The organism is Duganella sp. AC917, assembly GCF_979258245.1.
Genome location: NZ_OZ409848.1, coordinates 5,512,628 through 5,535,531 on the forward strand (window position 1 = coordinate 5,512,628; position 22,904 = coordinate 5,535,531).

The window sequence follows — 22,904 nt, forward strand, 5'->3', positions numbered from 1 at the left end:
CGGAGAAAATGGGCAACAAGATTAAGAGCATGGGTTTGATCGGTCTCGGCGTCATCGCCGGCGTCACCGCCTCGTTGCAGTTTCCCGCCATTGCGCAGAAAGCCGGCGGCACCCCGTTGCCGCTGGAGGAATTGCGCCAGCTGTCGGACGTGTTCGGCCTGATCAAGACCGATTACGTGGTCGACATCGACGACAAGAAACTCGTCACCGACGCCATTTCCGGCATGGTGTCCTCGCTGGACCCGCATTCGGTCTACCTGGACAAAAAAGCCTTCCGCGAGATGAAGGAGACCGTCGCCGGCAAATTCGTCGGCATCGGCGTCGAAGTCGGCATGGAGGACGGCTATATCAAGGTCGTTTCGCCGATCGAAGATACGCCCGCCTTCAAGGCCGGCATCAAGACGGGCGACCTGATCACCCGCATCGACGGCACGCCGATCAAGAACATGTCGCTCGACGAAAGCGTCAAGAAGATGCGCGGCGAGCCCGGGTCCAAGGTGGCCGTCACCATCAGCCGCAAGGACGAGGACAAGCCGATCGTCATGACCATCACGCGCGAGGAAATCCGCGTGCAAAGCGTTAAGACCAAGATCGTCGAGCCGGGCTACGCCTGGGTACGCATCTCGCAGTTCCAGGAACCGACCCTGGACGACATGGCCAAGCAAATCACCGCGCTGTACGCTCAAGACCCGAAAATCAAGGGCCTGGTGCTGGACTTGCGCAACGATCCGGGCGGCCTGGTGCCGGGCGCGATCGGCGTTTCGGCCGCCTTCCTGCCCAAGGATTCGGTGATCGTTTCCACCAACGGCCAATTGGCGTCGTCGAAGGAAACCTTCTACGGCCGTCCCGAGTTCTACGCGCCGCGCGCCAAGTCCGATCCGCTGGCCAAGCTGCCGGCCGGCCTGAAGGACGTGCCGATGGTCGTGCTGGTCAACGCCGGTTCGGCCTCGGCGTCGGAAATCGTCGCTGGCGCGTTGCAGGATTACAAGCGCGCCACCATCATGGGTACGCAGACCTTCGGCAAGGGCTCGGTGCAGACCCTGCGCCAGCTGACCGCCGATACCGCCGTCAAACTGACCACGGCGCGCTACTACACGCCGCAGAACCGCTCGATCCAGGCGCGCGGCATCGTGCCGGACCTGATGGTCGACGAGACCGCCGACGGCGACGGCTTGAACAGCCTGCGCATGCGCGAAGCCGACCTGCAAAAGCATTTGGGCAACGACAAGGACCCGGAGGGCGAGAGCCTGGCGCTGAAGGCACTGAACGCCCAGCGCGACGGGCTGGAGGATGCGCAGCGCATGGCGTCGCTGGCGAAGAAATCCAAACCGGTCGAATTCGGCTCCAAGGACGACTTCCAGCTGGCGCAGGCGCTGAACCACTTCAAGGGCTTGCCGGTCAAACTGTCGAAGGTGGAGGCGGGCGCGGCGGCCGGCGGTGACGGCGTTGGCGAGATCAAGTCGGATAGCGCTCCGGCCATCAAGTCCGACGCCCAGCCCGATGGCACGTCCGATGTGAAGCCGGCCAAGCCTGAGGTGAAGCCAAGTGGTAAGCCAAGTGGTAAGCCGGTCAGCAAGCCGGCCGCCAAACCCGAAGCCAAATCCAAGGCTGGCGACACCAAGCCAGCCGCGAAACAGCCGGTCGCCGAATAACCGAATAACATCGATAAAAGGCGGCCCGGCTGCCGGTTGAGACCATGGACGATTCGCAACTGCTGCGCTACTCGCGCCACATCCTGCTCGACGAAATCGGCATCGAAGGCCAGCAAAAGCTGCTGGCCGCGCACGCGCTGGTGATTGGCGCCGGCGGCCTCGGCTCGCCGGCGGCGCTGTATCTGGCATCGGCCGGCGTCGGCCACATCACCCTGGTCGACGACGACACCGTCGACCTGACCAACCTGCAACGCCAGATCGCCCACACCACGGCGCGGATCGGCCAGCCCAAGGCGGCGTCTGCGCGCATCACCTTGCAAGAAATTAATCCCGGCATCGTCGTCAGCGCGCTCACCGAGCGGGCCGACGACGCCCGCCTGGCCGAGCTGGTGGCCGCCGCCGACGTCGTGCTCGACTGCACCGACAACTTTGCCACCCGCCACGCCGTCAACCGCGCTTGCGTGGCGCAGGGCAAGCCGCTGGTGTCCGGCGCGGTGATACGCTTCGACGGCCAGATCAGCGTGTTCGACCCGCGCGAGGCAGGCAACCCCTGTTATTCATGCCTGTTCCCGCAAGACCAGAAGTTCGAGGACGTCGCCTGTTCCACCATGGGCGTGTTCGCGCCGCTGGTGGGCGTGGTCGGCGCCATGCAGGCGGCCGAGGCGCTCAAGCTGTTGATGGGCGTGGGCAACTCGCTGGCGGGCCGGCTGCTGATGCTCGACGGCCTGAACATGGAATGGACCAGCATCGGCGTCGGCCGCAACGACGCCTGCCCTGTCTGCGCCACAAAACAATAAAGCATCACCACCACCAGTCCACCACCAGGAGAAGACCTTGCTGACGAAACGACTCGCCTTAATCCCGCTGGCACTTGCCGCCGCCTTTAGCGCCCAGGCCGCCAGTACCACCAAGTATGTCATCTACACCGAGAGCGGCAAGCAGATGGGCGAGCAGGTGGTCGAGCGTCAGGACGACGGCGTGACCAAGGTGCGTTTCATCTACAAGAACAACGGCCGCGGCCCCGAGCTGACCGAGCAGTTCCGCGTCGGCGCCGACGGCACCATGACCGAGTACGCGGTCAAGGGCAACTCCACCTTTGGCGCCGTGGTCGACGACCGCTTCGAGCGCAAGGGCGACCAGGCCGAGTGGAAATCGACCTCGGAGCAGGGCAAGAAAACCGTCGCCGGCCCGGCCGCCTATGTACCGCTGAACAGCTCGTTCGAGGTGATTTCCACCGCCATTACCGCGCTGGCGGCCGCGCCTGACAACAAACTGCCGCTGCTGCCGTCGGGCACCTTGTCGCAGACCAAGCTGGATTCCCTGGAAATCACCAACGGCGCCGGCCAGAAGCAAACCGTGCAGTTGTTGGCGCAAACCGGCATCGGCCTGTCGCCCTCGTTCATGTGGGCCACCACCGATGCCAAGCCGCGCCTGTTCGCCGTCATCATTCCCGGCTTCATGAACGCGCTGGAAGAAGGCTGGCAGAACGTCATCCCCGAACTGGCCAAACGCCAGAAGGTCGCCGAGGGCAAGATGCTGGCCGATGTCGCCACCAAATTGCAGCATCCGTTGCCGGGCCTGACCCTGGTCAAGAATGCACGCGTGTTCGACAGCGAGAAAGCCACCGTCGGCGCGCCATCGGATATCTATATCCTGCGCGGACGCATTACCTCGGTGCAGCCGGCCGGCTCGCCGGCGCGCGAGGCCGCCAACACCATCGACGCCGGCGGCCGCATCGTGCTGCCGGGTCTGTTCGACATGCATGGCCACGTCGACCGCTGGTCCGGCGCGCTCAACATCTCGACCGGCATCACCAGCGTGCGCGACATGGGCAACGACAACGCCCAGCTGCAGGCGATGCTCGACGAAACCACCGATGGCAAGCTGCTCGGGCCGCAAGTGGTGCCGGCCGGCTTCCTCGAGGGCGAGAGCCAGTACAGCGCCAACGGTGGCTTCGTCATCAAGGACTTGCAGGGCGCCAAGGACGCGATCGACTGGTACGCGCAGCGCGGCTATCCGCAGCTGAAGATCTACAACTCCTTCCCCAAGGACATCCTCAAGGAAACGGTCGCCTACGCCCATACGCGCGGCATGCGCGTTTCCGGTCACGTGCCGGCCGGCCTGCGCGCGCAGCAGGCGCTCGACGCCGGCTACGACGAAATCCAGCACATCAACCAGGTGCTGCTGAACTTTTTCGTCAAGCCCGACACCGAAACGCGCAACTTGAACCGCTTCGTTTTGCCGGCCGAGAAGGTGGCCGATCTTGATTTCAACTCCAAGCCGGTCAAGGACTTCGTCGCCCAGCTGGCCAAAAAGCAAATCGCCATCGACCCGACCATGTCGGCGTTCGCCTTCCTCAAGCAGCGCGACGGCGACATCAACGAGCCGTACGCGGACTTCGCCGCCAACATGCCGCCGGACGTGGCGCGCGGCTTCGCGGTCGGCACCATGAAGATCGACGGCGCCGAGAAACTCAAGCGCTATGAAAAATCCTATGGCAAGATGGTCGACTTCGTCGGCGTCATGTACCGCGCCGGCGTGCCGATTGTGGCCGGCACCGACGACATCGCCGGTTTCACCTTGCACTCGGAGCTGGCGCTGCTGGTCAAGGCCGGTTTGACGCCGGCCCAGGCGCTGCAAGTGGCCACCCGCAACGGCGCCCGCTACACCCGCACCAGCAACGATCGCGGCAGCATCACGCCGGGCAAGCTGGCCGACCTGGTGCTGGTGGACGGCGACCCGACCAAGGACATCAAGGACGTGCGCAAGGTGTCGGCGGTGATCACGCGCGGCTATGTGATTTATCCGAGCGAGATCGACGCCGCGCTGGGCATCGCCCCGTTCGTCAAGGACGCGCCGCAGGTGGCGAAGACCGCTGCCGCCGTGGCCGAGGTCGACCTCGCGCACGGCGGTGGCAACGACGGCGCGCGCAACCGCATCGAGGCGACCGCCCGCAAGCACGACTGACGATCATGCCGGGCCCCAAGCGGGCTCGGCATGACAAGCGTGTGACAATGCCATGACAAACCGATGACAAGCTGGTAAAAGCAAGTGAAAACCGTCGAATATTAAGCCCGGTTTAAGCCCCGGAACGCAAAAATCACGCCTCTGCCCGCTCTGAGACCGCTGTTTCGGCCTTATACTCTGCACTCACTTTAATTTGGTAGTAAATTATGAAAAAAGCAACACCTCAACGTCGCGCCGCGCGCGGTTTTACGCTGATCGAAATCATGGTGGTGGTGGTCATCATGGGTGTGCTGGCGGCGCTGGTCGTGCCCAAGCTGCTGAGCCGCACCGGTGAATCGAAAGTGGCCGCGGCCAAGGTCGATATCGCCACCGTCATGCAGGCGCTCAAGCTGTACAAGCTCGACAACCAGCGTTATCCGACCACGGAGCAGGGCCTGCAGGCGCTGCTGACCAAGCCGACCAGCGGCCCGGCCGCCAACGGCTGGAAGTCCGGCGGCTATCTGGAAAAAATGCCTAAGGACCCATGGGGCGCGCCGTACCAGTTCCTGTCGCCAGGAATCAAGGGCGAGGTCGACGTGTACTCGCTGGGCGCCGACGGCGCTCCGGGCGGCACCGGCGACGACGCCGACATCGGCTCCTGGGAAAACTAAGCACACGGAGAGAGCCCATCATGCGCGCCGCGCGCCGGCCGAGCCGGGGTTTCACGCTGATTGAATTGCTGGTGGTGATGGTCATCCTGGGCATCACGCTGGGGATCGTTTCGCTCAGCGCGATGCCGGGCCAGAAGCAGGCCATGCTGCAGGACGCCCAACGCATCGCGCTGCTGCTGCAACTGGCGCGCGACGAGGCGATCGTGCGCAACCGCCAGATCGCCTTCGAGGCCGGGCCGGAAGGCTACCGCTTCCTGATCCGCAACGACAAGCAGTGGGATCTGGCGGTGCAGGACGACCTGCTGCGCGAGCGCGAATTCAAGCAGGGGCCGGTGACGTTGATGCTCGATCCGCCCGCCAATGTCCAGAACGACAACAACCTGCGCATCATCTTCGGCCGCGAACCGGTCGACAAACCCTTTGTATTAACCATGACCGGCGGCGGTGGCAGCGTCGCCATCCGCGCCGATGGCATCGGCCATTTCACGGTGGACTGATCATGAACAAGATGCGTCGACCCTCCCACAACCATCAAGGCTTTACGCTGCTCGAAGTGCTGGTGGCGCTGGTTATCGTCGGCACCGCGCTGGGCGCGTCGCTGCGCGCGGTCGGCAGCCTGACCCAGAACAGCAACGGCCTGCGCGGCGCCATGATGGCGACCTGGTCGGCGGAGAACCGGCTGGTGCAGCTGCGCCTGTCCAAAACCTTCCCGGCGGTCGGCAAGCAAACCTTCGAATGCCCGCAGGGCGACATGAAGCTGATGTGCCAGGAGGAAGTCATCGCCAGCCCGAATCCGCGCTTCCGCCGGGTCGAGGTCAGCGTTTATGACCAGGCCCAGCCGGAACGCCGCATCATCAAGCTGGTGCAACTGGTGCTCAATTCATGACGCGCATCGCTGTCCGGCGGCGTGGACGCCGCGCCGGCTTCACCTTGATCGAATTGCTGGTGGCCATTTCCATCCTGGCCATCGTCGCCGTGCTTGGCTGGCGCGGCCTGGACGGCATCATCCGCTCGCGCGAGTCGCTCACGGCCAAGATGGAGCAGACGCGCGGCCTGCAACTGGCGTTCGCGCAGTTGCAGAGCGATTGCGCCAGCATGGCCACGTCGAGCTTGCTGAATAACCGCGCCTACATGCTGGCCGATAACGACCGCCTGACCTTCGTGCGGGTGGTGATGACGGAAAACGAGCCGACCCGGCTGCAGGTGGTGGCCTACCGCGTGCGCGACGGCGTGCTGACGCGGCGCGAATCGAACGCCACGCGCGACCTGCTGCAACTCGACGCGCTGTGGCAGGCCGCGCTCAGCGACACCGACACCGCCGCCAGCGTGGCGCTGCAGTCGGACGTGTTGTCGATGGGCGCGCGTTACTGGATCAACACCGAATGGCGACCGGCGGCCGGATTGACGACGGGCGGCACGGGCACTGGCACGGGCACCGGTCCTAACACTGCAACCGCGCCGACCGGGCTGGAAGTGTCGCTGGCCTTGCAGGGCCAGGAAGTGCCGATGGTCAAATCATTCCTGCTGGGGGCGCTGTGATGCGGCCGGTACGCCGACGCCGCGCGCCAGGCCGCCAGCGCGGCGTGGCGGTCATCACCGCGCTGCTGCTGACGACGCTGGCCGTGACCATCGTCACCAGCCTGTTCTGGCAGCAGCAGGTGCAGGTGCGTTCGATGGAAAACCAGCGTTTGCAATTGCAAACGCGCTGGATCGTGCGCGGCGCGCTGGACTTGAGCCGCCTGATCCTGTTCCAGGATTTCCTCGATTCGCAGCTCTATACGCGCCAGAACGGCATCTGGTCGACGCCGCTGGAAGAGACCCGGCTGGACGATTATGTCGAGCGCGAGCGGCAGGAGGGCGAGGATTTCAACGCCACCCTGTCGGGCAAGATTGTCGATGCGCAGTCGCGCTACAATCTCGCCAACCTTGCCACGGCGCGGGTTCCCGACAAGGCGCAGATCGGCGTGCTGCAACGCCTCTTGACAAATCTGCAATTAGACCCGAATCTGGCGCAGCAGGTGGCCATGCAGGTGGCGATGACGCAGCCGGTCCAAACCGCGCCGCCGACAAATCCGCAAGGCCCGACGCCGGGCAGCGTGCCGGCGTCGGGCAGCGTCGAGCCGATGGGCTTCGTCCGGCTGGAGGATTTGTTGTCGGTCAGCGGCTTTACGCCGCAGGCGGTCGAGCGGCTGCGCGAGTTCGTCATCGTGTTGCCGCAGCCAACCAAGGTCAACGTCAACACCGCGCCGCCCGAGCTGATCGCGGCGCTGGTGCCGGACCTGTCACTGGGCGACGCGGCGGCCATGGTCAACACCCGCAAGGGCGCTTACTATAGGCAGATGGCGGATTTCACACAGCAGCCGCAGATGGGCGCGGCGCAGCGCAAGACGGCGGTGGAGGTGGACGTGCGCAGCGACTATTTCCTCGCCTTCAGCAAGGTCAAGCTGGACCGGGCGGCGCTGGACACGGTGTCGTTGCTGTCGCGGGCGCCGACGGGCATGACCACGGTGGTGTGGATACGGGAATACTAGAGCAGTAATGTAGAGCGATCAACGAAAGCGAGACCCTTTGAGTACATTATTTATCCGCTATCCGGCCAAGGCCAGCGTCGACAGCGGCGCCGCCCAGACCTGCCCGTTCGCGCTGGTCGGCGACGGCGGCCATCTGGAGCGGCAGGGCACGTCGCCGCTGGGCAACCTGGGGGACTTGATCGCCGCCTCGCGCAAGGTGGTGCTGATGCTGGCCGCCTCGGACGCGACCTTGCTGCGCGTGAAGGCGCCGCCGCTGTCGGCCGCGCGCCTGAAGGCGGCGTTGCCGGCGCTGGTCGAGGAACAAGTGCTGGGCGACACGGCCGATTGCGTGCTGGCCGCCGGCGCGGCCGACGCCGACGGCGTGCGCACCGTCGCCGTGGTGCAGCGCGCCTGGCTCGAGGTGCTGGTCAAGGCGCTGCTGGCGCAGGGCGCGCACAGCGTCTCGGTGCTGCCGATGCAGTTGTGCCTGCCGTTCCAGCCGGGATCGGTCTCGGCCGCGCTGAGCCTGGGCGAGGCCGGCTACGAGCTGATCCTGCGCCGCTCGCAATACGACGGCATGGGCCTGGCGCTGCCGGCCGAGCCGGTGGCGGCGCTGCACACCCTGCGCGCGATGGCGGGCGACGAGCCGGTCACCCTGTACCTGTCGCCGGAGCAAATGAAGCAATTCGAGCCGCTGATGGCCGACGTGGCCACGGCGCCGCACGGCGTCAGCCTGGCCGAGGACCACTGGCAACATTGGGTCGCGGCATCGCGTTCGGCCGGGCTGGACCTGGCGCCGGCGCTGGGCGCGGCCGGCGCCTCGGCGCGCGAGTGGCAGCGCTGGCGCTGGCCGCTGCGCATCGCCGCGCTGGCGCTGCTGGTCAACGTGGTGGGGCTCAACGTCGAATGGATGCGCCTCAAGCGCGAAGCCAACGAGGTGCGCCTGGCCATGATGCAAACCTTCAGGGCGGCGTATCCGAAGGAAACCGTGATCCTCGATCCGGTCGCGCAAATGCGCAAGAACATTTCGCTGGCCAAGGCCGACGACGGCCAGGCAGCGCCGGACGGCTTCATCGCCATGAGCGCCAATCTGGCCGAGGCGCTGAGCGTGTTGCCCAAGCGCGATGTGATCGCCAGCCTGGATTATAGGGAACGCGCTCTGCAGGCCAAGGTCAAACCTAATACCGTCGACGCCGCCGCGATGACGCAAATCCGCGCCGCGCTGCAGGCGCGCAAGCTGGAATTGACCGAAGCCAATCCCGGCACCTGGCAAATCCGCGTCGCCAGCACCGGCGCGGCCAAACCATGAGCATCACGATAAATAGAACCATGAGCACAACGGCATGAGCAAACTCGATCAAACGATACAGGACTACCGCGCCCGGGCGTCGGCCTTCTGGCTGGCGCGTACCGAACAGGAGCGCCGCTTGCTGGCCATCGGCGGCGTCGTGGTCGTGCTGGCGCTGTTCTACGGCGTGTTGCTGTCGCCGGCGCTCGAGGGGCGCGAGAAACTGAGCAAAGAGTTGCCGGTGCTGCGCCAACAGGCCGCCGAGTTGCAGGCGATGGCGCTGGAAGCGGCCGCCTTGCGCGGCCAGAACACCATCGAGCCGACGCCGATGACGCGCGACAGCCTGACCGCCAGCCTGGCCGCGCGCGGCCTGACGGCGCAGTCGGTCAACATCACCGGCGAGTACGCCAAGGTGCAGCTCAACAACGTGGCGTTCGCCGGCATCGTCGCCTGGCTGGACGCGGTGCGCACCGAAAGCCGGGTCGCCGTGCAGGACGCCAATTTCACGGCCCAGGACACGGCCGGCATGGTCAACGCCACGCTGACTTTGCGCCAGGGCGCGCGATGAGCATGCGGCTTGCGCAAAAAGGACATGCATGAAGCGCGCCGTGCTATGGTTGCTGACCATTGCGCTCAGCGTGCTGGTCACATTGGCGGTATTTTTTCCTGCCACCTGGCTCGGTTCGATTGTCGAACAGCGCACCGGCGGGCGTCTGACCCTTGGCGACGCGCAAGGTACGCTGTGGCGCGGCTCGGCCTTCATCGGCGGCGCGGCGGGCGGCAACCGGCCGGTCACGCCGTTGCTGCCGGGGCGTTTCAGCTGGCGCATCTCGCCGCTGGCGCTGGTCGGCATGGTCGATCTGCGGCTGGAAAACAGCGAGGCGCTGGCGCAGCCGGTGACCTTCCGCGGCAGCTGGTCGCAATGGCAGCTGAGTCCGTCGGCGCTGCTGTTGCCGGCGCAGGGCCTGGCCGGGCTGGGCGCGCCGCTCAACACGCTGGCGCCGAGCGGCACCATGCGCCTGTCGTGGACCGCGCTGGAGCTGGCGCTGCAGGACCGTCAGATCGCCGTCAACGGCCGCACCACGCTGGAGATGACGGACATGTCGTCGCGGCTGGCGCCGGTCAGCCCGTTGGGCAGCTACACGCTGGCGCTCGACTGGCGCGGCCAGCAGGCCGCCTTGACGCTCGATTCCGTCAAGGGACCGCTGTTGCTGAGCGGTCGCGGCAACCTGAATAATGGCCGTCTGCAGTTTTCCGGGCAGGCGGAGGCCGCAAAGGGCCACGAGGAGACGCTGGCCAATCTGTTGAATTTGCTAGGCCAGCGCCGTCCCGGCAGCGACCGCAACGTCATCGCGCTGGAGGTCCGTTAGTGATAATTAAATTTTTCGTCCCAACACTAGATACAAAGTTCAGACAATGAAAAAACAGTCCGTGAGCAACTCCAATCTTCCCGCGCTGCGCCGCCTGAGCGCGGGTGCGATGCTGTGCTGTGCGCTCGCCGCCGTGCCGGCCACCGGGCTGCTGTGGCCGACCCTGGCCCAGGCCGCCGCCGATGACGCCGCGCTGAACTTTGTCGGCGCCGACATCGAGTCGGTGATCAAGGCGGTCGGCCACTACACCAACATCACCTTTGTCATCGATCCGCGCGTCAAGGGCACGATCACCCTGGTGTCGGAAAAATCGATCAGCAAGTCGCAGGCGTTCAGCCTGCTGACCTCGGCGCTGCGCCTGCAAGGCTACGCCGTCGTCAGCGGCGACGGCTACGCCAAGGTGGTGCCGGAGGCGGACGCCAAGCTGCAATCGGGTCCGACCCAGATCGGCTCGGCGCCGACGCAGATCAAGGGCGACCAGATCGTCAGCCAGATCTTCCACCTGAACTACGAATCGGCCGGCAACGTCGTCACCGTGCTGCGTCCGCTGATTTCGCCCAACAACACCATCAACGCCAATCCGGGCAACAACACGGTGGTGATCACCGACTACGCCGACAACCTGAAGCGACTGGCCAAGATCATCTCCGCGCTCGACGCGCCGGCCGTGGCCGACCTCGACGTGATTCCGGTGCGCTACGCCATCGCCAGCGATCTGGCCTCGATGGTCAACAAGCTGATGGACGCGGGCGGCGGCACTGGCGCACCGGGCGCCGGCGGCGGTGAGGCCGGCCGGGTCAGCGTGCTGGCCGATCCACGCACCAATTCGCTGATCCTGCGCGCTCCGTCGGCGGCCCGCTCCAACCTGGCCAAGTCGCTGATCGCCAAGCTCGACCAGCCGACCCAGGAACTGGGCAACGTCCACGTGGTCTACCTGAAGAACGCCGAGGCGACCAAGCTGGCGCAGACGCTGCGCGCGCTGGTGTCGGGCGACACCTCGTCGACCAACCAGCAGGGCGGCACGGGCAACGGCACCGGCAGCGGCCAGGGCAACCAGGGCATGGGCGGCCAGAGCAGCAACACCGGCAGCTTCGGTGGCTCCAGCAACGGCAGCTCGGCCAGCGGCGGCAGCAGCGGCCCGACCAATCCTCTGCTGACGGGCAACAACAATTCGCAGCAACAGCAGGGCGGCGGCGGCCAGGCCGGCTATATCCAGGCCGACGCCACCACCAATACGCTGATCATCACGGCGCCGGAATCGGTGTACCGCAACTTGCGCGCCGTCATCGACCAGCTCGACGTGCGCCGCGCGCAGGTCTATATCGAATCGCTGATCGTCGAAGTGACGTCCGACAAGGCGTCCGAATTCGGCGTGCAGTGGCTGGGCGCCACCGGCAATGCGGACAGCAAGTACCGGCTCGGCGGCCTGCAGCAATCGTCGATCGGCGGCAGCAACAACAACATCGGCAATGTCGCCCTGTCCTTGCTCAACGGCTCGACATCGACCACCACGCCGACGCTGCCCGGCTCCGGCCTGACGGTGGGCCTGTTCAAGCAGGTCGCCGGCGGTCTCGGCCTGGGCCTGCTGGCGCGCTCGCTGGAGTCCGACGGCAATGCCAACGTGCTGTCGACGCCGAACATGATCACGCTCGACAACGAGCTGGCGACGATCTCGGTCGGCCAGAACGTGCCGATCCTGACCGGCCAGTTCACCACCACGTCCGGCACCAACAGCAACCCGTTCCAGACCATCGACCGCAAGGAAGTGGGCCTGACGTTGAAAGTGCGCCCGCAGATTTCCGAAGGCGGCACCATCAAGCTGGCGATCTATCACGAGACCTCCAGCGTCGACAAATCGACGTTGACGGCCACCGCCGGCATCACCATCAACAAGCGCGTGATCGAGAACAACGTGATCGCCGACGACGGCCAGATCATCGTGCTTGGCGGCCTGATCGAGGACACCGAGGGCGACAGCACCGACAAGACGCGCGGCCTGGGCGACATTCCCATCATCGGCAACTTGTTCAAGTACCAGACGCGCAGCCGCAAGAAGACCAACCTGATGGTGTTCCTGCGCCCGGTCGTGATCCGTAACCAGGAGCAGAGCACCAGCCTGGCGACCGACCGCTACGACTACATGCGTTCGTCGCAAGAGGCGATCAAGCCGCCGCAAAGCGTGCTGGTCGAGGACCTGGGCCAGCCGGTGTTGCCGGCGCTGCAGAACGGCGTGCTGAGCGGTGGCGGCGTGGTCGCCAAACCGATTCCGCCGGCGCCGATTCCACGCGTGCCCGGCCGCGCCGACAATGTGCAGCCGCAACCACAGCAACAGCAGCAACAGCAGCAGCAACCCCAGCAGTGAGATAAGCCACAGCCATGAGTAATCTTTTACCTTACGCCTTCGCCCGCGACTTCGTCGTGCTGGCGCAGCAAAGCGACGCCGCCGAGCACACGGTGGACGTCATGGTGTGCGGCGCCACGGCGCCGGCCGCCATTGCCGAGGTGTCGCGCCGCTTCGGCCGCATTCAGCTCAAGAGCATGACGCGCGCCGACCTCGAGACCGCCATCGCCACCGCCTACGCCAGCGCAGGCGGCAACGCCTCGATGGTGGCCGACGAGTTCGACGCCGAGCTCGACCTGACCAAGCTGTTGCAGGACGTGCCGGCCATCGAGGACTTGCTCGAATCGTCCGACGACGCGCCCGTGATCCGCATGATCAACGCGCTGCTGACGCAGGCGCTGCGCGACAGCGCCTCCGACATCCACATCGAGCCGTTCGAGCAAACCTCGGTAGTGCGTTTCCGCGTCGACGGTTCGCTGCGCGACATCGTGCGTCCGCGCAAGGCGATCCACGGCTCGCTGATCTCGCGTATCAAGATCATGGCGCAGCTCGACATCGCCGAGAAGCGCCTGCCGCAGGACGGCCGCATCACCCTGCGCATCGGCGGCAAGCCGGTCGACGTGCGCGTCTCGACCTTGCCGACCGGCCATGGCGAGCGGGCCGTGCTGCGTCTGCTGGACAAGGAAGCGGGCCGCCTCGACCTGAACCACCTGGGCATGAGCGAGACCATGCTGCCCAAGTTCGACGCGCTGATCAACCAGCCGCACGGCATCGTGCTGGTGACCGGGCCGACCGGCTCGGGCAAGACCACCACCCTGTACGCGGCGCTGTCGCTGCTGAACGCGGCCACCACCAACATCATGACGGTGGAAGACCCGATCGAGTACGACCTGAACGGCGTCGGCCAGACCCAGGTCAACCCGCGCATCGACATGACCTTCGCCAAGGCGCTGCGCGCGATTTTGCGCCAGGACCCGGACGTGATCATGATCGGCGAGATCCGCGACCTGGAAACGGCGCAGATCGCCGTGCAGGCCTCGCTGACCGGCCACCTGGTGCTGGCGACCCTGCACACCAACGACGCCGCCGCCGCCGTCACACGCCTGCTGGACATGGGGATCGAACCGTTCCTGCTGTCGTCGTCGTTGCTGGGCGTGCTGGCGCAGCGGCTGGTGCGCAAACTGTGCGGCCACTGCAAGAGTTTTGACGGCCAGCTGTGGCACGCGGTCGGCTGCGAGCATTGCGGCCACACCGGTTACCAGGGCCGCGTCGGCGTCTACGAATTCCTCGAGACGACGGAGCAGATCCGCGCCCAGATCCACAACCGCGCCTCGGAGGCCGAAGTGAAGGCCGCCGCCATCGGCAGCGGCATGCACACGATGCGCGACGACGGCGAACGCTGGCTGGCGGCCGGCATCACCACGCAGGCCGAGTTGCTGCGCGTGACCAAAGACTAGGCCGAAGACGATGCCCGCATTCCGCTATGAAGCCGTCGACGCCGGCGGCGCCACCAAAAAAGGTGTGCTCAATTCCGACAGCGCCCGTTCGGCGCGCTCCGAGCTGCGCACCCTGGGACTGGTGCCGCTGAAGGTCGACGCCATCGCCGCGCAGATCGACGCCGCCGGCGTGGCCAAGAGTCGCGGCTTCGGCGAGCGGCTGTCGACCACCGAGCTGGCGCTGTTCACGCGCCAGCTGGCCAGCCTGCTCGAAGCCGGCCTGCCGCTGGAACAAGCCTTCACGGCGCTGCTGGAGCAGGCCGAGCGGCCGTACATGCGCGACCTGATCGCCTCGATCCGTTCGGAGGTCATCGGCGGCGCCGCGCTGTCGGACGTGCTGGGACGCCATCCGCGCGACTTCGCCGAGATCTACCGGGCGCTGGTGGCCTCGGGCGAGCAGATCGGCCAGCTGTCGCGGGTGCTCTCGCGCCTGGCCGACTACATCGAGCGCCGCAACGCGCTGGTGCAAAAGGTGCGGCTGGCGTTCACCTATCCGGCCATCGTCACCGTGGTGGCGTTCTCGATCGTCATCTTCTTGCTGACCTATGTGGTGCCGCAGATCGTCTCGGTGTTCGCCAACACCAAGCAAAAGCTGCCGGTGCTGACCATTATCATGCTGGCCGTGTCCGACTTCGTGCGCAACTACGGCATCGTGGTGGCGATCCTGCTGGTGGGCGCGTGGTTCATGTGGCGCCGGGCGCTGCAAAATCCCGCGCTCAAACGCCGCTGGCACACCTGGCTGCTGACGGCGCCGCTGTACGGCAAGTTCGAACGCAGCCTGAACACGGCGCGCTTCGCCAGCACGCTGGCGATCACCACCGGCTCCGGCGTGCCGATTTTGCGCGCGCTGGAAACCAGCCGCGATACCTTATCCAATGTCGCCATGAAGGAACTGGTGGAAGAGGCCAGCGACGCCGTGCGCGAGGGTGTGAGCCTGGCGCGCTCGCTGTCGGCGCAAAAGCATTTTCCGCCCATGTTGATCCATATGATCCGCGCCGGCGAGATCACCGGCGAGCTGCCGGCCATGCTGGACCGCGCGGCCTCGGCGCAGGAGGCCGACCTGGAGCGGCGCACGCTGACCATCGCCGGCCTGCTGGAACCGGCGCTGATCCTGGCGATGGGCGTGGTGGTGTTGCTGATCGTGCTGGCCGTGCTGATGCCTATCATCGAAATCAATCAGCTGGTACGCTGACAAGGGAAGTTATGAAGCATGAATCTTTAAAGCGTTTGCCACTGATCGGTAGCGTGCTGGCCGTGGTGCTGCTGTCGGTGTCGCTGGCGTATTGGGGCCTGCAGTTGTTCAAGCCGCCGCAGCGCGCCATCGCCGCGCCACCGCCGCCACCGCCGGTGGCGCTCAACCTGGACGCCGCCAAGGGGCTGTTCGGCGGCCAGATCTCGGTCGCCGCCGCCAGCAATTACCAGCTCAAGGGCGTGGTCGCCTCGGGCGGTGTCGGCAGCGCCGCCATCCTGGCCGTCGACAACAAACCGGCGCTGGCACTGGGCATCGGCAAGGAAGTGGCGCCGGGCGTGACGATTAAGGAAGTGCATCCGAAGTATGTGCTGCTGTCCGAGGGCGGCGCCGTCACGCGCATCGATTTGCCGAGCGACGCCGGTTCCAGCAGTTCGCCGGGGCCGGCCGGTGGCCAGCCGTATCAGTCCGGGCCAGCGGCGCAGCAGGGTGTTCAGGTGACCCCACAGCCGCCGACGCCCGCGCCGGCCCCGGCGATGCAACCAGCGCCGGCCATGCAACCGCCGCCGTCGATGCAGACCCCGCAGCAGCAACAATTACAGCAACAACAACAGCAGCAATTGCAACAGCAGCAACAGCAACAGCAAATGCAGCAACAGCAGCAGCGGATGCAGAATCCGCCGCGCTCCAGCACCTCATCGACCACCATCGCGCCCGTTCCCGGCTTCGACCGTCAACAATAAGAGAGGCTTATGGTTATTGCCCGCTCCCTGGCCGCAGCTGTTTGCTGCGGCTTTTTCTTGTCCATCGCCTGCCTGGGCGCGTCGGCGCAGACGCCGGTCCATCCTAATGCCGCCTCGGTGGCGCCCGCCATCGCTCCGGCGCCGCCCGCCGAGGCCAAGTCGCGCCCGAAGATCGCGCTGGTGTTGTCCGGCGGCGGCGCGCGCGGCTTCGCCCACATCGGCGTGCTGCGCGCGTTACAGGAGTTGCGCATTCCGGTCGATTTCGTCGTCGGCACCAGCATGGGCAGCGTGGTCGGCGGCGCCTTCGCCGCCGGCAGTTCGGTCGAGCAGCTGGAGCAACTGGTGCGCCGCACCGACTGGAACGCGGTGGTGGCGGACCGTCCGCCGCGCGACCAACTGGCCTACCGCCGCCGTGAGGAGGATTTGCTGCTGCCTTCGCGCATCGAGCTGGGCGCGCGCCTGGACGGCGTGACCTTGCCGCCGGCCGCCGCCGGCAACGAGGCGCTGGAACTGGCGCTGACGCAGGTGCTGCCGCACGGCGCGCGCGACAAGCCGGTCGATCTGCTGCAACTGCCGTTCCGCTCGGTCGCCTCGGACCTGGTCACCGGCGAGCTGGTCGAGCTGCGCGACACGCCGCTGTTCCTGGCGATGCGCGCCTCGCTGGCGGTGCCGGGCGTGTTTGCGCCGGTGCGCGTGAACCAGCGCCTGCTGGTCGACGGCGGCCTGGTGCGCAACCTGCCGGTCGACGTGGCGCGCGAGATGGGCGCCGACATCATCATCGCGGTCAACGTCGGCACCCCGCTGGCGCAGGAAAAGGAATTGGTCAGCGCGGTCAGCGTCGCGCAGCAGATGCTGCAGATCCTCACCGAGCAGAATGTCCAGCGCTCGCTCAAGGAGCTCGCGCCCGGCGACATTTTGCTGGCGCCCGACCTGGGCGGCATCGGCTTCCTCGATTTCGGCAGCCACGACCGCGCGATGAAGGAAGGCGAGGCGGCGGTGCGCGCGATGAGCGACAAGCTGGTGCGCCTGGCGCTGCCCGAGGCGCAGTACGCCGCCTATGAAACCAACCGCCTGTCGGCGCCGGTGCCGATCGACCAGCCGGTGCGGCTGGCCAAACTGGAGGTGGCGCCGAGCGGACGCATCAACCCGCAGGCGCTGGCGGTGCAATCCGGGCTCAAGGTGGGCCAGATGATCACCAGCGAACAGGCGCAGCGCGCCGGCAACCAGCTGTTCGGGCGCGGCGACCTGGCGCGGGTGGAGACCGAGATTCGCGACGACCAGGACGGCCGCAGCGTGCTGATCAAGCCAACCGAGGCCGACTGGGCGCGCAGCCGCCTGCGCGTGGGCCTGGAATTGAACAGCGACTTCACCGACAACAATGCTTTCGAGCTGAAGGTCATGCATGTGCTGTCCTCGCTCAACGACTGGGGCGCGGAGTTGCGCACGGTCGCGCGGGTGGGCACCGAGCGCGTCATCGGCACGCAGTGGTGGCAGCCGCTGGGGGCGGGGTCGCCATGGTATGTGGCGCCCGAGCTGCAGTACGGCTCGTCGGCGTTCAACGTGTTCGATGCCTCGGGCTTTCGCCAGTCGCGTGTCGGCTACAAGGCCAAGAGCGTGTCGGTGGCGCTGGGCCGCCAGTTCGGCAACTGGGGCGATCTGCGCTACACGGCGGTGCGGCAGACGGTCACGTCCCAGCAGACCATCCCGCACGACCCGACCGAGGTGCGCGAATCGCAAAACTTCGGCGCGTTGTCGTTCAATATCGACAGCCTGGATACGGTGGCCTTCCCGACGCGCGGGACGCTGTTCAGCATGGAATTGCAGCGGCTGATGACGCGCGGACGCGACGGCCCGGTGCCGACGCGGCAAAGCGTGCAGGCGCTTAAAGCGTTCAGCTTCGGCAGCTGGGCCGGGCACGTGTATGGCGAATGGGCGCGCAACCAGGGCGGCGCCTCGCAATCGACCCTCGGCGGCTTCCTGCGGCTGTCGGGCACCACCAACGATTCGGTCCTGGGCAGCCGCACGGTGCTCGGGCGGGTGGTCATGGCCAAACGCATCGGCGTCATGCCGACCGCGCTGGGCGGCGACGTGCGGCTCGGCTTTTCGCTGGAGACGGGCGCCGCCTACGGGCCGGACAACCCGCTCAAGCTGGGATCGCTGAAGCAGGCGGCCAGCGGCTTCGTTGCCGTTGACACGCGCTTTGGGCCGCTGTATTTCGGCAGCGGCGCCACCAAGTCGGGCGACAGCAGTCTGTATCTGTTCCTGGGACCGATCTGGTGACTGTGCGGCGGCACAACGGTTAGGACAACAGCAGCCTTTCACGCGAGGCCGCCGACGGCTTGCCCGGCCGCTGCGCGGCGCCGCCGCCATCGTCTAGCTTGAATACGCCGACCACTTCGGACAAGGTGCGCGCCTGCTCCTGCATCGAGCCGGCGGCAGCGGCCGCTTGTTCCACCAGCGCCGCGTTGGCCTGGGTCACGCCGTCCATCTCTGAAATCGCCATATTGACCTGTTCGATGCCGGCCGTCTGCTCGATGCTGGCCGACGCGATCTCGGACATGATGTCGGTCACGCGGGTGATCGACTCGACGATGTCGGACATGGTCGCGCCGGCCCGGTCGACCAGCTTGGCGCCCGCATCGACATGCTCGACGGAATCATTGATCAGCGTTTTGATTTCCTTGGCGGCCGCCGCCGAGCGCTGCGCCAGATTGCGCACTTCCGACGCCACGACCGCGAAGCCGCGCCCTTGTTCACCCGCGCGCGCCGCCTCCACCGCCGCGTTCAGCGCCAGGATGTTGGTCTGGAAGGCGATGCCGTCGATGACGCCGATGATGTCGACAATCTTCTTCGACGAAGCGTTGATCGAGGCCATGGTATCGACCACCTGCGCCACCACCGTGCCGCCCTGGACCGCGACGCCGGACGCCGAGATGGCCAACTGGTTGGCCTGACGCGCGCTGTCGGCGTTTTGCTTGACGGTGCTGGTCAACTCTTCCATCGACGATGCCGTCTCTTCCAGCGAGCTGGCCTGTTGTTCGGTGCGGGACGATAGGTCGAGGTTGCCGGTGGCGATCTCGGTCGAGCCGGCGGTAATGGAATCGGTACAGGCGCGGACCTGGCTGACCACTTGCACCAGGCTGTCGCGCATCGACTTCATCGCGTACATCACGCTGGCGCTATCGTCGGCCTTGACGCGCACGTCCACCATCAGATCGCAGTTGGCGATGCGTCCGGCGATGTCGCTGACCTCGGCTGGTTCGCCGCCCAGCTGTTTGAGCAGTCCACGTGTGATCCACCAGGTCAAGGCGCCCGCCAACGCCAGCGCGCCGACCAGCAGCGCGATGATCGCCCGCAGGCTGGTGACGTGGCTTGCCTGCGCCTGCACGTACACGTCGTTGACCGCGCCGTCGTTGTATTTCGCTAACGCATCAATCTTGTTGCCCAATTCGTCGAAGACTTTGCCGGACACGTCGCGCGCCTGCGCCGCCAGCGCGGCGTCGGCCTGTCCGGGATTGGCGCGGGCGGCGCTCAAGGTTTTCTCGTGCTCGGCATAATAAAGCGCTATCTGCCTGGTTAAATCGGCAAATGCGGCGCGCTCCACGTCGTTATCGATGCGGCGTGTGTAGTCCTCAATTTTCTTGGCTACCCCGTTCCGGTATTCGCGCGCGGCGGCTTCTTCTTTCTGGATCTCCTGCGGATTTTTTGCGATAACATAATTGAGTTCGTTTTCACGAATGTTATTCATATCGTCATTGATGCTATTGATGATTTTCATGCTGGGCAATGCATCCTCCACCAAATCGATTTCCACGCCATTGACGTTGTTAAGCTGGATGATCGCGAAGGCGCCTATGATTACGCTTATGACGAGTCCGGTTCCAGCAATAATGCCGATGCGCTTGCCGACGGAGAAATTATTAATAGACATGTGCGGTTTCCTGTCCTGTTTGAAATGAAGGGGTATTTTTAAAATGCGAGTTTTAAACCGATGGATGCCTGCCGGCTCTTTGCGCTATTGAACTGGGCGCCCCATGAGCTATCGAGAAACAAGCGGCCCGGGATGACGGTCCAGCGCGCGGCGATCTGCGCCGTCGGCGCGTCCCTGTCGTCGCCGAATATCTCTCCCATCAGATCGATGGGGCCGATAGCGTTGCAGTGCTCCAGGGCGAGCGCCCAAGTGGTTTTGGTGGTGGAAGACGGCGCGCGTATAAAGCCGATATTCGCATGCAGCAGCCAGTGCTGCTGCGGAACGGTCAGTACCGCTTTGACTTCGGTGGACTCGTGCCGCATATGGTCGGCGTGGTCCCCCGCCAGTACTGAATAAGCAACAGCGATGCCCGATTGTTCGGCGGTGAGCTTGCGAATCGAAGTTTTTCCGCTTGTCGCCGCGATGGTGGCATGGCTCGAACCGGTATTTTCCCTGCCCGCACCAGCATTTATCTGCGTATTTAAACCGGTCCCACAACCCAATTGCATCCAGCGGAGATTGACGTACGGACGATTATATCGAGCGATATAGCTTTCTAATTCGCAGCTACCGGCATCCAATACGCCGGCATCTTCCGTGACCAGCGGCCGACCGGCCCACGCGGGTGACGCGTGCATGAGCACCGCGACAAAAAGCATCGATGGTAGCGAATCGACACTCTTGACTATTTTGAGCAAGTCTGAAATTTTATATAACATGGATCTATAACCAATCGAACTTCATTTAGGTTTCGATTAGTAAATAATAGTGACGTGAAATGTAACTTCGTATAAAGCGAAGATACATTATCGGTTCCAGGTTCTATATAAATTTCGGTGGAAGCGTATTTGATCGGTAACCAAATGTCGCTTTTTGTAGGCGTGAGGCAACATTCCGCCGCCTGTTCGCGGGCGGAGGGACAGCAGCGGCGGCTGTGGTGGGAAAGAGCTTGCCCGCGTCGATCAGATCTTTGGTTGGGCCCGACGCAGCGCGGTGAAGGCGGCGAATTCCCATGAGCGGAAGCCGACCAGCAAGGTGAAACCATCGCGCTCGTGCGGCGCGAGCTTGCGGTCGCCCTGGTGCAGCCGCGCCAGTTCGCCGGCCAGTTGCTGGATGCGTCCGACCAGCTCCTGCGCGCTTGGCAACGACAACCGCGCCGGCAGGCACAGCAAGGTTTCGCCGGCGCCGTCGAAGCTGCCGCCAAAATAATCGCTGACCGCGTGCTCGCGGAAAAATTGCTGAACCGGGCCGTCGGGCAGCCAGCGGAACGCGTTCGATACGCGCAGGCGGTAACGGTTCAGCGGCTTGAGTTCGATCACGCCAAGGCGGTCCAGTTCGGCCAGCAGCATGATGCATTCGGGTTCGGTCAGGTCGTAGGTTTCCAGCACCTGCTCGATGGTCCAGTGGCCGAGGCAGCAGATCGCCATCAGCAGCAGATGCGGCTGCGCCAGCAGCGATTTTTCCTGGGTCAGCGTGAGCGCGTCTGCCTGCGGCGTGGCGTCGGCGGCGCCGCGCAGCACGTCTTCCATCGCCACGCCGGCCGCCTTGCAGATCTGTGCCAGCCGCGACAGCGACATGTCTTGCTGACCGAACATGCGCTTGACGCTCGACTCGCTCATGGCAATGCGCTCGGCGAGCATTTTGTAGGTGACGCCGGCGGTGCGCATCTGGGTCCGCAGTACCTGCAACAGCAATTCCGGTGAGCTCATGGCGTCCCTTGTTTAAAAAACAAAGGTATCGTAGCACGGTACTTGCTGTGCTGAAAAGTGGTTCCTGGAACATTCAAATAGGACAACGCGCGGATGTGGGCCACACTGCGTCCGCTGTCCCTCGCAGAAGGGACGGCGCCCCGAACCACTACACTCCAGGAAACTATGTCCACCATGATCAAAACCCTGTGCGCGGGCATGATTGCCGTCCTCGCCAGCATCTCAAGTGCCCAGGCGGCCGATGCAGGACCCGTCTCTCCCGGCTACGTAGGCGCCGACGTTGGCGCAGTTGTCTACGACGGCAACACCAGCGCGCTGACCCGCTTGTACGGCAGGCTCACCATAGGCAGCAGCACGGCGTTTGGTTTGCAGCAGGTGCACGCGCTCGAATTGATGTTGTACACGACCAGGTTGAGACAGGACGGTTACTGGCTGGGTACCGACTATGCGGCTCCTGGCATCAAGACGCGGGCCAACGGTGCGGCCCTGAGCTGGACCACCGCGTTGAAGCTGAATGACAACTGGTCGCTGACAAGCAGGCTGGGCGCGACGTACACGCACACCAAGAGCGGCTATGACATGAAGGACTATCCTTCCTACAACTGGAGCAGGGACACCGCCGGCGTCATCGCCGGCGTCGGCGCGGCCTACAAGCTCAGCCCGAACATGTCCGCCACAGTCGACCTGAACTACATGCCGATCAAGCTGGATTACACCAAGACCGACCCCGCGACGGTCAGCGTCGGCGTGAAATATAACTTCTAGGATTACCCGAGCGCGGGCGCCACCACCGGCGCCCGCCGACGGTTTTTACTGCTCGTCCGGGTCCGGCTTCAGCTTGGCCTTGGCCAGCAGGCGCTTGGCGGCCTGGCGTTCGGCCGCGGCCGGTTTGGCATGCGGACCGGCGCCGCCGGCACGCGCCTTGGCCGCCAGCGCCACCGGGTTGCGCGGCGGCTTTTGCGACGGCTCGACGCGGATCGTCATCTTCTGACGCGTGGACAAGGCCTTGTTCGCCATCG

21 protein-coding genes are annotated in these 22,904 nt (G+C 65.3%); 17 read left to right on the forward strand and 4 right to left on the reverse strand.

What is annotated here, in order from left to right; all coding sequences use genetic code 11:
- Positions 1–8: 8 nt before the first annotated feature.
- From ACZ0BA_RS24165 to ACZ0BA_RS24240, 16 genes are all read left to right on the forward strand, one after another.
- A complete protein-coding gene (locus tag ACZ0BA_RS24165) occupies positions 9–1,652 on the forward strand; it encodes a S41 family peptidase (protein WP_463453689.1) in 1,644 nt (547 codons plus the stop codon).
- Positions 1,653–1,696: 44 nt separating this feature from the next.
- Positions 1,697–2,449: a HesA/MoeB/ThiF family protein gene (locus ACZ0BA_RS24170; protein ID WP_463453690.1), complete on the forward strand. Its 753-nt coding sequence runs from the start codon at positions 1,697–1,699 to the stop codon at positions 2,447–2,449.
- Between the two features lie 37 nt (positions 2,450–2,486).
- Positions 2,487–4,619, forward strand: coding sequence for an amidohydrolase family protein (locus ACZ0BA_RS24175; protein ID WP_463453691.1), 2,133 nt, complete (start codon positions 2,487–2,489; stop codon positions 4,617–4,619).
- 206 nt (positions 4,620–4,825) lie between these two features.
- The gene (gene gspG / locus ACZ0BA_RS24180; protein ID WP_363499372.1) at positions 4,826–5,269 is read left to right on the forward strand and encodes a type II secretion system major pseudopilin GspG; all 444 of its coding nucleotides are present in this window, start codon (positions 4,826–4,828) and stop codon (positions 5,267–5,269) included.
- Between the two features lie 20 nt (positions 5,270–5,289).
- Entirely contained in the window at positions 5,290–5,766 is a 477-nt protein-coding gene (locus ACZ0BA_RS24185) for a GspH/FimT family pseudopilin (RefSeq protein ID WP_463453692.1), read from the forward strand.
- 2 nt (positions 5,767–5,768) lie between these two features.
- Positions 5,769–6,155, forward strand: a complete 387-nt coding sequence (gene gspI / locus ACZ0BA_RS24190; RefSeq protein ID WP_463453693.1) for a type II secretion system minor pseudopilin GspI — start codon at positions 5,769–5,771, stop codon at positions 6,153–6,155.
- A complete protein-coding gene (locus ACZ0BA_RS24195) occupies positions 6,152–6,808 on the forward strand; it encodes a PulJ/GspJ family protein (protein WP_463453694.1) in 657 nt (218 codons plus the stop codon). Before gspI ends, ACZ0BA_RS24195 begins: the two co-directional genes overlap by 4 nt.
- A complete protein-coding gene (gene gspK, locus ACZ0BA_RS24200; RefSeq protein WP_463453695.1) occupies positions 6,808–7,800 on the forward strand; it encodes a type II secretion system minor pseudopilin GspK in 993 nt (330 codons plus the stop codon). Before ACZ0BA_RS24195 ends, gspK begins: the two co-directional genes overlap by 1 nt.
- A 37-nt stretch (positions 7,801–7,837) precedes the next feature.
- Entirely contained in the window at positions 7,838–9,088 is a 1,251-nt protein-coding gene (gene gspL, locus ACZ0BA_RS24205) for a type II secretion system protein GspL (protein WP_463453696.1), read from the forward strand.
- A gap of 34 nt (positions 9,089–9,122) precedes the next feature.
- The gene (gene gspM / locus ACZ0BA_RS24210; RefSeq protein ID WP_463453697.1) at positions 9,123–9,635 is read left to right on the forward strand and encodes a type II secretion system protein GspM; all 513 of its coding nucleotides are present in this window, start codon (positions 9,123–9,125) and stop codon (positions 9,633–9,635) included.
- A gap of 28 nt (positions 9,636–9,663) precedes the next feature.
- Entirely contained in the window at positions 9,664–10,437 is a 774-nt protein-coding gene (locus tag ACZ0BA_RS24215) for a type II secretion system protein N (RefSeq protein ID WP_463453698.1), read from the forward strand.
- A gap of 46 nt (positions 10,438–10,483) precedes the next feature.
- A complete protein-coding gene (gspD, locus tag ACZ0BA_RS24220) occupies positions 10,484–12,799 on the forward strand; it encodes a type II secretion system secretin GspD (protein ID WP_463453699.1) in 2,316 nt (771 codons plus the stop codon).
- A gap of 14 nt (positions 12,800–12,813) precedes the next feature.
- Positions 12,814–14,235 carry a type II secretion system ATPase GspE gene (gspE, locus tag ACZ0BA_RS24225; RefSeq protein ID WP_463453700.1) on the forward strand — a complete coding sequence of 474 codons (1,422 nt, stop codon included), beginning with the start codon at positions 12,814–12,816 and terminating at the stop codon, positions 14,233–14,235.
- 10 nt (positions 14,236–14,245) lie between these two features.
- A complete protein-coding gene (gspF, locus tag ACZ0BA_RS24230) occupies positions 14,246–15,466 on the forward strand; it encodes a type II secretion system inner membrane protein GspF (protein WP_090325573.1) in 1,221 nt (406 codons plus the stop codon).
- 11 nt (positions 15,467–15,477) lie between these two features.
- On the forward strand, positions 15,478–16,206 hold the full coding sequence (locus ACZ0BA_RS24235) for a type II secretion system protein N (RefSeq protein ID WP_463453701.1): 729 nt from the start codon (positions 15,478–15,480) through the stop codon (positions 16,204–16,206).
- Between the two features lie 9 nt (positions 16,207–16,215).
- On the forward strand, positions 16,216–18,486 hold the full coding sequence (locus ACZ0BA_RS24240) for a patatin-like phospholipase family protein (RefSeq protein ID WP_463453702.1): 2,271 nt from the start codon (positions 16,216–16,218) through the stop codon (positions 18,484–18,486).
- 19 nt (positions 18,487–18,505) lie between these two features.
- Here the strand turns inward: ACZ0BA_RS24240 and ACZ0BA_RS24245 are convergent, their stop codons facing one another.
- From ACZ0BA_RS24245 to ACZ0BA_RS24255, 3 genes are all read right to left on the reverse strand, one after another.
- Positions 18,506–20,137 (reverse strand): methyl-accepting chemotaxis protein, encoded by a 1,632-nt coding sequence (locus tag ACZ0BA_RS24245; protein ID WP_463453703.1) that lies wholly within the window; start codon positions 20,135–20,137, stop codon positions 18,506–18,508.
- Positions 20,138–20,175: 38 nt separating this feature from the next.
- On the reverse strand, positions 20,176–20,895 hold the full coding sequence (locus ACZ0BA_RS24250; protein ID WP_463453704.1) for a hypothetical protein: 720 nt from the start codon (positions 20,893–20,895) through the stop codon (positions 20,176–20,178).
- 243 nt (positions 20,896–21,138) lie between these two features.
- Positions 21,139–21,885 (reverse strand): helix-turn-helix domain-containing protein, encoded by a 747-nt coding sequence (locus ACZ0BA_RS24255; RefSeq protein ID WP_463453705.1) that lies wholly within the window; start codon positions 21,883–21,885, stop codon positions 21,139–21,141.
- A gap of 165 nt (positions 21,886–22,050) precedes the next feature.
- On the opposite strand from ACZ0BA_RS24255, the gene ACZ0BA_RS24260 reads away from it, so the two are divergent.
- Entirely contained in the window at positions 22,051–22,650 is a 600-nt protein-coding gene (locus ACZ0BA_RS24260) for an outer membrane beta-barrel protein (RefSeq protein WP_463453706.1), read from the forward strand.
- A gap of 45 nt (positions 22,651–22,695) precedes the next feature.
- Here the strand turns inward: ACZ0BA_RS24260 and ACZ0BA_RS24265 are convergent, their stop codons facing one another.
- Complete coding sequence (locus tag ACZ0BA_RS24265) at positions 22,696–22,902, reverse strand: hypothetical protein (RefSeq protein WP_463453707.1); 207 nt, start codon at positions 22,900–22,902, stop codon at positions 22,696–22,698.
- Positions 22,903–22,904 lie beyond the last annotated feature (2 nt).